10 protein-coding genes are annotated in these 11,082 nt (G+C 66.2%); 4 read left to right on the top strand and 6 right to left on the bottom strand.

Annotated elements, in window-relative coordinates:
• The first annotated feature begins 11 nt into the window (after positions 1-11).
• The 4 genes from NU688_RS26430 to NU688_RS26415 all read left to right on the top strand — a co-directional run bounded on the left by NU688_RS26430 (position 12) and on the right by NU688_RS26415 (position 5,118).
• Positions 12-278, top strand: coding sequence for a hypothetical protein (locus NU688_RS26430; RefSeq protein WP_257863840.1), 267 nt, complete (start codon positions 12-14; stop codon positions 276-278).
• Between the two features lie 91 nt (positions 279-369).
• Complete coding sequence (locus NU688_RS26425) at positions 370-2,184, top strand: peptidase domain-containing ABC transporter (protein ID WP_257863839.1); 1,815 nt, start codon at positions 370-372, stop codon at positions 2,182-2,184.
• A 46-nt stretch (positions 2,185-2,230) separates the two neighbouring features.
• On the top strand, positions 2,231-3,553 hold the full coding sequence (locus tag NU688_RS26420; RefSeq protein WP_257863838.1) for an HlyD family type I secretion periplasmic adaptor subunit: 1,323 nt from the start codon (positions 2,231-2,233) through the stop codon (positions 3,551-3,553).
• Positions 3,550-5,118, top strand: coding sequence for a TolC family protein (locus NU688_RS26415; RefSeq protein ID WP_257863837.1), 1,569 nt, complete (start codon positions 3,550-3,552; stop codon positions 5,116-5,118). The genes NU688_RS26420 and NU688_RS26415 overlap by 4 nt, the downstream gene beginning before the upstream one ends.
• A 22-nt stretch (positions 5,119-5,140) precedes the next feature.
• Here NU688_RS26415 and NU688_RS26410 read toward each other — a convergent pair whose 3' ends face one another.
• Genes NU688_RS26410 through NU688_RS26385 form a run of 6 tightly spaced genes read right to left on the bottom strand, consistent with a single transcriptional unit; the run spans position 5,141 to position 11,068 of the window.
• Complete coding sequence (locus NU688_RS26410) at positions 5,141-6,574, bottom strand: sigma 54-interacting transcriptional regulator (protein ID WP_257863836.1); 1,434 nt, start codon at positions 6,572-6,574, stop codon at positions 5,141-5,143.
• 18 nt (positions 6,575-6,592) lie between these two features.
• On the bottom strand, positions 6,593-8,692 hold the full coding sequence (locus NU688_RS26405) for a TadG family pilus assembly protein (RefSeq protein WP_257863835.1): 2,100 nt from the start codon (positions 8,690-8,692) through the stop codon (positions 6,593-6,595).
• A gap of 16 nt (positions 8,693-8,708) precedes the next feature.
• Positions 8,709-9,182 (bottom strand): TadE/TadG family type IV pilus assembly protein, encoded by a 474-nt coding sequence (locus tag NU688_RS26400; RefSeq protein ID WP_257863834.1) that lies wholly within the window; start codon positions 9,180-9,182, stop codon positions 8,709-8,711.
• Complete coding sequence (locus NU688_RS26395) at positions 9,179-9,652, bottom strand: TadE/TadG family type IV pilus assembly protein (RefSeq protein ID WP_257863833.1); 474 nt, start codon at positions 9,650-9,652, stop codon at positions 9,179-9,181. Before NU688_RS26395 ends, NU688_RS26400 begins: the two co-directional genes overlap by 4 nt.
• Before the next feature lie 34 nt (positions 9,653-9,686).
• Positions 9,687-10,121 carry a DUF3613 domain-containing protein gene (locus tag NU688_RS26390; RefSeq protein ID WP_257863832.1) on the bottom strand — a complete coding sequence of 145 codons (435 nt, stop codon included), beginning with the start codon at positions 10,119-10,121 and terminating at the stop codon, positions 9,687-9,689.
• A complete protein-coding gene (locus NU688_RS26385; RefSeq protein ID WP_257863831.1) occupies positions 10,118-11,068 on the bottom strand; it encodes a hypothetical protein in 951 nt (316 codons plus the stop codon). Before NU688_RS26385 ends, NU688_RS26390 begins: the two co-directional genes overlap by 4 nt.
• Positions 11,069-11,082 lie beyond the last annotated feature (14 nt).

The raw sequence follows: 11,082 nt of genomic DNA, 5'->3' as shown, positions 1-11,082 counted from the left end.
CATTGATTCACATGCCCTATGAACGCGACGTGGAGGCGCCGCGACGCTGGTGGCTGGGCTGGCTGCAGCTGCTGTTCGCATGGGTGCTGTGCATGCTGTTGTGCGCCAACATTGCGCTGGTGCTGGCCGAGGGTTTGCCCGCAGTGCGAGGGGAGGCAACGGTGGACCGGCAGGCCGGCTGCACGGCGGTGCAAACGTCATCGCAACGCAAGGCGGAACATGAGACGGGACATGAGCAACAGGTCGACTCGACAAAGGCAAGCGTGCCTCGATGCTGAGGTGCACAAAGCGCGAATTTTTGCCTTGTAACAGTTGGGTAACAGTCGATAATGACGCAGGCGTCATTGCACGACGGATCGGCCCTTTCTCATGATCAAGTTCCTCTTGCCCAGCCAACTGGTTGCCGAAACGCCGGACGAGCCCGGTGCCAGTCCCTATGCGAAGGCCCTGAACACGGCGTTCCGTGCGGCCTACCCGCTCGTGAAGAGCGCGGCATGGCGTTCGCTGCCCATCAGCCTGTTCGGGCTGTTGCCCTCCATCTTTCTCTTGCAGGTGTATGACCGCGTGCTCTCGCGCAGCGGCACCTCGACGCTCGCGGCGCTGGTGAGCGGCATCCTCTTCTTTTTGTGCATCGAGTTCTGGTTGCGCACGCGGCGCTCGCGCATGCTGCGCAACGCGGGCGCGATCATCGACCACGGTGTTTCGGGTGCGTTGCTGCAATCGATGCTGGCGCGTCCGCTGCGCGCGCTCGAAGCGCGGCCGGCTTCGGTGTGGCAGCAGTACTTTCGCGACGTGGGCTCGGTGCGCGGCACCGTCACCGGCGGCCTTGCGCAATCGATCTTCGACCTGCCGATGGCCGTCTTCGCGCTCGTGGTGATCGGCATCGTCGCCCTTCCGGTGCTGCCGGTGGTGGCCGCGTTCCTCGCGATCATGTCGTTCCTGGCCTGGTGGTGGGCCGACGAAGTGCGCGCCGGCCGCGTCGAGGAAGTGCAGCGCGGACGCGGCCTGGACCGCATGACCTCCGAGATCTGCAACGCGCGCGAAACGCTCAAGACGCAGGCCAACGACGGCCCCATCAGCGACATGTGGCGCCAGACCTACAACGCCTGGCTCACTGAGAGCTTCAGCAAGAACGGCCAGATCGAAACTGCGCGCGACGGCACCACGGTGCTGCTCACCGTCTTCTCGGTCGTGGTGGTGACCGTGGGCGCCATCTCGGTGATGGAACAGTGGATGACGGTGGGCGGCCTCGTCGCCTCCAACATGCTGGCGCTCAAGGCGCTGCAGCCGGTGGCCGGGCTGGTGTCGAACTGGCGCTCGCTGGCCACCGCCAAGGAAGCCGCCAAGCGCCTGGAAATCGTGCTGGGCGAGCAGGTCGAGAAGCCGCCCACGGGCATGACGCTGCCGCAGCCGCTGGGCCGCATCACGCTCAAGGACGTGAGCTTCAGCTTCACCGAGACCGCGCAGCAGCCGGTGCTGGAGGGCGTCGACCTGGACATCGGCCCGGGCGGGTTGCACGTGATCGTCGGGCGCAACGGCGCGGGCAAGTCGACGATGGTCAAGCTCATCTCGGGCCTCTACGCGCCCACGCGCGGCATCATCAGCATCGGCGAGTACGACCTGTCGCAGTTCGGCCGCGAAGAGCTCTCCCGCTGGATCAGCTACCTCTCGCAGGAGGTCTACTGGTTCGGCGGCACGCTGATCGACACCATGCGCCGCGCGGCGCCGGGCCAGAGCGACGAGCAGATCGTCTCGGCCTGCAAGCTCTCGGGCGCGCACGATTTCATCTCGCGGCTGCCCGACGGCTACCGCACCATGGTCGGCGAAGGCGGCACCGGCGTCTCGGTGGGCGAACGCCGCAAGCTCGCACTGGCCATGAGCTTCCTGCGCAAACCCTCGGTGCTGGTGCTCGACGAGCCCAGCAACGACCTGGATTTCCAGAGCGAGCGCAACCTGCTCGCCACGCTGCTCGCGGTGGCCAAGGTGCGCACCGTGGTGGTGGTCACGCACTCGCTGCGCATCGTCTCGGCGGCCACGACGGTCTACCACGTCACCGGCCAGGGCGATGTCGAAGTGGGCACCGCCGCGGTCATGGTGCCCAAGCTCTTCGGCGTGAAGAAGCCGCTGGTGGCGGTGGGCGACGAAGACAACGCGGGGGCTCCGGCCTCCCGCTCCATGGCGTGATTGACGTGATGCTGCCCGCTTGACTCATGACCAGTGATTGGGGACCGTGAACTTGAAATCAGACCTGCCGCAGATACTTCAGGATGAAGACCAGAAGCGCGCGGCGCAGACCTCGCCGCAAGGGCGGCGGCGCCAGTGGATCATCGGCGGCGCGATCGCCGTGCTGGCCGTGATCGGCCTCGGCTTTCCGATGGAAACCGTGGTCGTCGCGCCGGGCCGCGTGATCCCCTCGGACCGCGTCAAGTCCATCCAGCATCTGGAAGGCGGCATCGTCAGCGCCGTGCTGGTGAAAGAGGGCGAAACGGTCAAGCAGGGCCAGTCGCTGGTCGAGATCGACCTGGGCGGCAGCGGCCTGAACTTCGAGGAACTCACCGCCCGCTACGCGGCCACGCAGGCCACCCGCATCCGTCTCATGGCCGAGAGCCGCGGCCAGCCGCTCAGCCGCCAGTCTTTCGCCACCGACATCGACGAAAGCGTGTTCGAAGGCGAACTGGGCGCCTACCAGGCGCGCTCGCTCGAACAGCGCGGCGTGATGGCCGGCGCGGTGTCGGGCCTGGAGCAGGCGCGCAGCAAGCAGCTGGAGCAACAGGCCAAGGTGAAGGGCCTGAGCGACCGGCTCGAATTGATGCAGAAGGAGCAAGAGATCTCCGAGCAGCTGCTCAGCGAGAAGCTGGTCGGCCAGGTCGAGGTGCTGGAAAAGCGCCGGCAGGCCGAAGGCGTGCGCAGCGAACTCGCGGTGGCGCGCCAGGGCGTGATTTCCGCCAACGCCGCCATCACCGAATCGCAGGCCAAGATGGCCGAGGCCGAAGGCCGTTACCGCCGCCGCGCCTCGGACGAACTGGCCACCGTCGAGCGCCAGTTCGCCAGCCTGAGCGAAGACCTGGCGCGCGCCCGCACGCAGCGTTCGCGCACCGTGGTGAAGGCGCCGTCGGACGGCATCGTCAAGGGCCTGCGCAACTCCAGCCCGGGCTGGGTGGTGAAGCCAGGCGAAGCCATCCTCGAAGTCGTGCCCGACAAGGACGAGATCATGGTCGAGGCCCGGCTCAACCCGAACGACCGCGGCTTCGTGGAGATCGGCCAGTCGGCACGCGTGAAGATCACCGCCTACGACTACCTGCGCTACGGCGCCGTCGAAGGCAAGGTGATGCTGGTGGCCGCCGATGCCGACCGCGACGCGGCCATCTCGCAGGGCGCGCCTTACTACCGCCTGCTGATCAGCATGTCGCAGTCGCACGTGGGCCGCGAAGAGAACCGCGTCACTGCCGGCATGGAGTCCGAAGTCGACCTGCGCGTCGGCACCGATCCGTTCATCTGGTACATCCTTCGTCCAGTGCTCAAGTTGCGGCGCGAAGCCTTCCGCGAACCATGAAGGAGCGCACTTCGACAAGCCGGCGCCGCACGGGCACCGGGGTGCTGTGCGCAGCACTGTGCGCGAGCTTCGCGCTTCCGCCGGCAACGGCCTTCGCGCAGGAAGAAGGAGACGGCCCGCCGCCATCGCTCTCGCTCTCGCGCCGCCTCTCGACGCCTTCCATCGGCGCCGCGAGCTACGCCCAGCGCGTGAAGCAGGCGCTGATCACGCTGTCGCAGGAATACCCCGAGGTGCAGTCGGCCCAGGCGGCGGCCAACACCAGCAGCTACAGCGTCGATGCCGCCAGGCAGGCACGCTACCCGCGCTTCAAGATCGGCACCTCGTCGGGCAACTACAACAGCGGCGCGGACAACGCCAAGACCCAGAGCTACACCGTGCTCACCGCCGAAGCGCGCGTGAGCCTGATCGACGGCGGTGCCATGAACGCCGCGCAGCGCGCTGCCGAGGCCGGCAACAAGGCGGACGACGAAGCGGTCATCACCACCTCGCAGAAGGTGGTGCTGGACGCGCTCACCGCCTACCTCCAGGTGCAGCGCTTCGACCTGAAGAAGCAGATCGCGCACCGCGCCACCGAGGTGGTGGCGGATCTCTCGAAGGCGGAAGCCCGCCGCGTCGCGCTCGGCGTGTCGGGCGACAACGACCTCAACATGGCCGCCTCGCGCCGCGCCCTGGTGGCCGCGCGCGAATCCGATTTCGAAGCCCAGCGCGACGAGGCGCTCGCGAAGTTCCGCAACTACTTCAAGTTCTCGCCCAACACCGAGTCGCTGCCCGTGCTTGCGGCGCCGCCGCAGTGGCGCATCGGCTCGCAGGACGAGGCGCTGCGCCGCGCCGAGAGCCGCAGCACCGAGATCGCCGAAGCCCAGGGCCGCATCGAGCGCGCGAGGGCGCTGGTCGACCAGCAGGAGTCCGCCCTCTACCCGACGCTCGACGCCGTGGTCGTGAAGAGCAAGGACCCGCGCGGCGTGTCGCCGCAAGACCCGACGCGCGCGGCCTTCGAACTCAACTGGAACTTCGGCAACGGCTTCGACCGGCAACTGCGCTTGAGGAGCGCGCTCGCCGAAGTCGCCAACCAGGAAGCCAAGCTCGAAGGCGTGAAGAACAACCTGTTCGAACTCACCTCGGCGTCATGGGCTCGCACCATGTCGGGACGCGAGCGCGAGAAGCAGCTCATGGAAGCCGTCAGCACCTCGGGCCAGGCCTTCCGCGGCCGCCGCCGCCTGATGGAGTTCGGCCGCGAGACCCTGCCCAAGGTGCTCGACGCGCAGCTGGACTACTACACGCTGCTGTTCGACTACGTCGACGGCGTCTTCGACCTGCGCATTTCCGAACTGCGCCTGGCGCGCACCACCGGCGAACTGCGCATCGAGCCCGATGGCACCAACAACTGGCTCGATCGCATCTTCGGTCCGCCGAACCGGTCCGTGATCACCGAGGATGGTTTGCTGTCGGCGCTGTGCATCTCGAGCAATGCGGCCTGCCCGAACGAGCCGGTCGTCGATCGCTCGCCGGGCGCCGCGGCCGCCAACACGCCGCTGCGCCGCACGCCGCGCCTGATGCCCCGCTGAGGGCAACAGGGCGGGGTCTCGGTCAGGCGTCCTCTGGGATGCCTGGCTCGCCGTCCAGGATCTGGTACTTGCGCATCTTTTCCCACAGCACCTTGCGGCTGATGCCCAGGTGCTGCGCGGTGTCCTGGCGCTTCCAGTCGTTGATTTCGAGCGCCGCGATGATGCGGTTGCGCTCGCCGCTGTTCCAGCCCTTGCGGTCGCCATTGCTGTCGAGCGCGACACCGCCGCCACTGCCACTGCCGCCCCCGCCGTTCCTGTCGGCGGAGATCGCCGGCGCCGGCGTGCCGCGCGTCAACGCGATGGCGCGCTGGATCAGGTTCTGGTCCCAGCCCCGCAGCTGCCGCGCGATCACGCCCACGCGCTCCGCGAGGTTGCGCAGCTGCCGCACATTGCCGGGGAAATAGGTTTCGGCCACCGCATCGCTGAGCCAGTGCGGCGTTTCGCCGAGCGTCTCGAGTTCGGCGCCGAGCACGTTGCCCAGCAGCGCCTTGAAGATCGCGATCTTGTCGACCTCGCCGCGCTCTTCGAGGCTCGGCACATGCAGCTCGATCACCGCGAGCCGATAGAACAGGTCGGCGCGAAACTCGCCGCTCGCCACCATCTCGCGCAGGTTGCGGTTGGTCGCCGCCACGAGCCGGAAATCGACACGGATCGGCGACGTGGCCCCGAGCCGCGTGACCGCGTTGTCTTCGAGCACGCGCAGCAGCTTGACCTGCTGGTAGCGCGGCAGGTCGCCGATTTCGTCGAGGAACAGCGTGCCGCCCGTGGCCTGCTCGAAATAGCCGCGGTGCGCATGCACGGCGCCGGTGAACGAGCCCTTGGTATGGCCGAAGAACAGCGACTCGAAAAGACCGTCGGGAATCGCGCCGCAGTTCACCGCCACGAACGCGCCCTTGCTGTACGACCCGTGCCCGAGGTGCAACTGCTGCGCGATGCGCTCCTTGCCCACGCCGGTTTCGCCGCGCACCAGCACCGGGTGGTTGCAGTCGGCAAAGGCGCCCACTTCGGCGAGCAGCGCCTTCATCGCTTCGGAATGCGCCACCAGCACGTCCGGCGGCTGCGGCGCAATTTCGCGCGCGCGCAACTGCCGCACCAGCTTCGCGACCAGCGTGCGCAGCTCGGCGCAGGTGAAGTCGTAGGGCAGGACGTGCAGGTACTCGGGCGGATAGGTCCGCGAATCGCGCTCGCGCGAACCTGCGGCGACCCAGATCACCGGCATGCCTTGAAGAAACTCCGTAGCGTGCGCGAGACCGCCGGTGTCGATGACGGTGACGCTGATGATTGCGACGGAAGGACGCATCGCCACGCCGCGTTCCTGTTGGGGCGGGGGCAGTCCGTCGGCCCGGGTGACTTCCACGTCGAAGCTCGCCATGCACCGCGCGATGCGGTCGAGGATGTCGGCTTTGCCTTCCCAGACAAAGAGGTCGAGTTCGTCGAAGTTGGAGGGGGAACTCATGTAGGAAAAATGCGCATTTCAATAGACCAGCTCGGCACCTCGATTGCAGGACATGCGGGCGCCGACTTCCGCTTGCGCGAGATCGATGCCCAGCAAATCGAGAAGTGCATTGACCGTAGGGTCGAGCAAGGGACCCAGCGCGTTCGTAACGATCGTTTGCAGGGTGTTCAGGAGGTTGCTGACCAGAGTGAAGGTGCCGTTGAGCAGCCCTCCGAGGATGCCACTCGTATCGCTCGAATACGGCTTGATCTGGATCCCGCCCAAGGTAGATCCCAGGCTCTGGACAATCGATGTGGCACTGATCGCCTTGAACGACGGATCCGCTCCGACGCCATCGTAAGGCGCCGCATCGATCTCGGGCAGGTTCGCCGCGCCCGGCGCAACGTAGGTCAGCGGAGTGCCATTCACGCTGCCTCCGATGTCCGAATTGACGACAAGCCCCAGACCCGAGATGACTGTCTTCTTGGCGTTGTTCATGTCGGGCACGAAGCTGCCGTTCGCAGCTCTCCACTTCTTGCCGCTGCAAAACAGAGAGAGAAGGAGACAGCTGTCGAACTTGGCTTCACGGTACCCGATCTCGACGATTCCTACCGGTTCGGCTGTTGCAGGCAACGAGGACGAGAAGATGTTCGAAACCTTGCCGATGTTGAGCCGGGCCACGCTGGTGTTGGCCTGAACGTTCAGCGACTTGCTCTCGGTGGCATTGCAAGCATGGCCCGTAACGATCGCTGAACCGTTGCCCGAACTAATACCGATGTCGATAGGAGATGGAAGCGTTGCCGCGTAGATGACCTTCTGTGGTTGACAGGCGGGGAGCAGTCCGCCGCAGCCGACCAGACCGACCAGATCGGTCACGATCGTTCCCAGATTCAAGGTCACAACACTGTCGAGAAAGCTGATGAGCGGCGAGATCGCCCCTGTCACCGCGGAAAGCACGTCTGTCAGCAGGTTCGCGACGCCCCCGAGGTCCACTGTCATCAACAACCGAATCTGCGCCGTGCGCACATAGATCTTGTTGGGGTCGCTGACGCCCAGGTTCGCGTTGATCAGCGAAGGATTTCCGACCGCCGAAACCTGCGGCGGCTCGATGACCTGGAGCTTGGTCGTGACGCTTGCGACACCTGGAACGGTGATCGGCACGGTGGCCGCGAGTCCGTTCTTGCCGTTCGCAACTTGGATCATGCCCTGTACGAGTTGGAAGAGCTGGAGGTCGGTGCTCAGGCCCGCCGCGTCCGTTCCGGTGGCAACGCCCAGCAGATCGCCGAGCTTGAGAGTGAACGGTGAGGCTTGAACGCTCACCAGTACATCGCGCAAAGCCAACAACGCGATATTGGCTGTGTTTCCACCGCGCTCCATGACTGTGATCATGGCCTGCAACAGGACACCGGCGTCCACCTCGGTGTTGAGCACCTGATCGTAGTTGACTGCGCTGATGTTGAGGTCCAGCTTGAGCTGATCGAGGAAGCTGAGCAACTGGATATTGGTGTTGAGCAGACCTTGCCATCCGCCGGCCCGAACGGTGAGCGAACCGCCCAGCAAGCCGCCGAAGACGGCATTCAGCAAGTCCGACTGTTTGGTGTCGATGGTCAGCAGCGTGCTGCGAATGCTCAGGGAGGCGAGCGGCTGTCGTTGTGCGGCCAGCGCCTGGACCGTGATCGTGAAAGACTGACCGCCCGAAAGATTCGGGATGAGCAAGGCTGGTGTTCTTGAAAGCCTCACGCGCACGGCGTTGAAGAACTGGCCCGCGTTAGGTGCTCCGAAATGCTGGGGCGCTTCTCGGGTCTGGGGATCCCAGTTCCCGCATTCGACATCCGCCGCCGCGAGAGGCGGCAGCATCGGTGGCATGTTCTGCGCGGCATTCGCGACTGCGGCGGTCCTGGCGTCGACGCAACTGAGCGGTAGCAAAGACTGAGCTCCGGAAAGTGCCGCCAGATCCGCGGTTTTCTGAAGTTCCCGCTTCATCAGCATCAGGTAACCGATCTGAGTTCCGAGAAGCGTAATGACGACCAGACTCAGCGCAATGACCGTGTTGACGACGATGGAGCCGCGTGCGCGCCGACGCGCCCCGGGTGCTTGTCCGGCAGAGCGGTGAAGCGAATTTTGGTGTGCTGTGTCCATGGCGATGAACCCTCCTTCAGGACCGAAGTGCGATGGTCGATCGGCTTCGTAGTTGGTTGGGTACCCAAGTGCTCAGGTCCAGCAACGGCATCGTCGGCAGCAGGCGGTTCTCGCTGTACGGATAACTCACGGTCACCACATAGCTCGCCGTGGCGCCGGCGCCCGCCGGCATTGCCGTCACCACCACCTTGGATTCGATCCAGCTGCGCCGGGTCGCCACACTGGCATTCGATGCAGCAGGAACCACGAGCGAGTTGGCCAACGCGGCGTACACGGCATCCTTCACTCGCTGGTCGTTGTTGGCGGGGGCGGTGACCAGACCCGCGGCCCGTGCGCCCTCTTCCGCCGCGCGGGTGACCGCCTGCTGCATATAGAAGACGGCACCGAATGTCGCGACCGCGTACAGAACGCTGAAAAGCAAGACAAAGACGAGTGCGAACTCGATTGCAGCCACTCCGCGCTCCCTGCTTTTCATGCGGCCGGCGTTCATGGCGACTTTCCGTCCAGCAGCATGCTGGCCTTGCCGACGATGCTGTTCGGCAGCGCGAAATCGGGCAAGGGCGGCAACAGGCCGTGCATGTTCGACGCGGTGACGGTAATCACCATCTGGCAGCGGTCGTCCCAAGCCGGGCCGCAGGGCGGCGATCCGCAAACGTTGCTGACCACGCCGCACACAGTGGCATCCACATTGCGCGTCACTACTGTCGGCAGCCATCCAATGGCCTGTTCCGCGACGGCTTCCGCATGGGCTTCCCGGGCCGCAAGCGTAGGCTGATACCGCAGCGCCGCACGTGCCCCATCCTCCGCCGCGTTCTGTACCCCAAGCCTGAACGCGAACAGCAGCCCGTAACAAATGATCCCGTAGAGCACCGCAAAGAAGATCAGGAACACAAACGCAAACTCGATCGCGTACGTGCCGCGCTGGAGGCGTGCTGCAGGGTGGGTGCCTGACGCTTTCATGGCAATGTGCGTTCGGGTCGGCTCAGGCGTCCAGCTACTTGGCGGCGGTAGTGCCCGAACCCGAAGACGACTTCACCGACGAACTCATGCGCTCCGGAATCGGAAACTCGAAGCTCTTGAGGTACCGCTCGTAGCTGCGGTTCGCGACATTGCCGGCAATGGGGCGCGGCGTGGGCGAGGCAATCTCGCCACTGCGCTGCCATGCAAGCAGACCCTGCGTGGCATCGCCCACCTGCAAGGGTTCATACACAAGCTCTTCGGCCTCGACCATTTCGGCCGTGTCCGGCGCGGTGTCTTGTATCGCGCCCTGTGCTGGCGGGGGCACGGCCGCAGGCACCTGCGCACTCGCGGCGTTCGGCGCAGGCTGCGCCTGTTGCGCCAGCACTGCGGGCGCGCCAACCATCAGCGCGATGCCCATGCCGAAGGCGGACGACAGTGCGGCGAGGCGGGGGGCGTGTTCTTTTTTCATGGGGTACCTCGTGCGGTCGGGTTGGGGGACGCCGCGGAATCCGCGGTGGATGGGTTCAGCTGGCTGGCGGTGCGCACGCCGCCCATGCCGGCCCAGCGCGATGCCTTGAGTGCCAGGGGCGGGGGCGCCACGTCGTCTCGCTCCAGCGTCGTGCCGCTCGACAGCGGGCGAACGGCCAAGGGCACCGCGTCGGTTGCCGCAAGCGGCGCGCCGGTGCGCAGTTGCTGCGCGGCCGCTCGCACGGCGGCGCGGGTGGCCGCAGGCATGCGGTTGGCTTCCATCAGTTTGTTCGCCTGCTCGCTCTGATCGGTGGCTTCGAGGTAGAGCGCGAGGTTGGCCTGGGCCTGGGTGTTGTTGGGGCTCAGTTGCAGCGCCTGCATCAGCGGCATCCGGGCATCGGCGATCTCTCCCGCGCGCAGGCTCGCATAACCCAGGTCGCTGAGCAGCAGGGCATCGGTCGGGCTCTGGCGCTGGGCCTGCTTGAGCAGTTGCACGGCTTCGGGGTAGCTGCCGCGCGCACCCGCCAGGAGGCCCAAGCCGCGGTGGCCCGCACCCTCCAGCGGCGTGCCCATCAAGCGCTTGTAGGCAGCTTCGCTCAAGGCGGCCTGGCCGGTCTGGCGCAACGCATCGGCGCGAGCGCGCGTGGATTCGGGCGACACGCCCCAACGCTGCTCCAGCGCATCGATGTGGGCCAGCGATGCGAACCACAGGCCTTCGTTCTGCATCTGCTCGACCAGCCGGAGGTAGGTGGCCTTGGTGTCGATGGCGGCGCCGGCCTTCGCGTCGGCGGCCGATTCGAAGGCCGCGCGCTGCTGCGCATCGGCGCTGGCCGCGTACTGGTCCTTGACGGTGCCGCACCCGCCGATCGCGAGGGCCACAACGGTGACAAGGGCCGCGAGCGCCGCGGCGGTGCAGGCTGGCAGGCGGCCGGCGTGCCAGGACCGCATGGAAATAGCGAGGG

This window comes from Variovorax sp. ZS18.2.2, from assembly GCF_024701975.1.
In the GTDB taxonomy this organism is placed as follows: Bacteria; Pseudomonadota; Gammaproteobacteria; order Burkholderiales; family Burkholderiaceae_C; genus Variovorax.
The sequence above is the reverse complement of the archived record's forward strand: the minus strand, read 5'-3'. Positions and strand labels throughout refer to the sequence as shown.

Bases quoted from the DNA above. Each gene is read 5' to 3' on its own strand.
- NU688_RS26430 (WP_257863840.1), top strand. From the start codon at position 12: ATGCCCTATGAACGCGACGTGGAGGCGCCGCGACGCTGGTGGCTGGGC.
- NU688_RS26425 (WP_257863839.1), top strand. From the start codon at position 370: ATGATCAAGTTCCTCTTGCCCAGCCAACTGGTTGCCGAAACGCCGGAC.
- NU688_RS26415 (WP_257863837.1), top strand. From the start codon at position 3,550: ATGAAGGAGCGCACTTCGACAAGCCGGCGCCGCACGGGCACCGGGGTG.
- NU688_RS26410 (WP_257863836.1), bottom strand. From the start codon at position 6,574: ATGAGTTCCCCCTCCAACTTCGACGAACTCGACCTCTTTGTCTGGGAA.
- NU688_RS26405 (WP_257863835.1), bottom strand. From the start codon at position 8,692: ATGGACACAGCACACCAAAATTCGCTTCACCGCTCTGCCGGACAAGCA.
- NU688_RS26400 (WP_257863834.1), bottom strand. From the start codon at position 9,182: ATGAACGCCGGCCGCATGAAAAGCAGGGAGCGCGGAGTGGCTGCAATC.
- NU688_RS26395 (WP_257863833.1), bottom strand. From the start codon at position 9,652: ATGAAAGCGTCAGGCACCCACCCTGCAGCACGCCTCCAGCGCGGCACG.
- NU688_RS26390 (WP_257863832.1), bottom strand. From the start codon at position 10,121: ATGAAAAAAGAACACGCCCCCCGCCTCGCCGCACTGTCGTCCGCCTTC.
- NU688_RS26385 (WP_257863831.1), bottom strand. From the start codon at position 11,068: ATGCGGTCCTGGCACGCCGGCCGCCTGCCAGCCTGCACCGCCGCGGCG.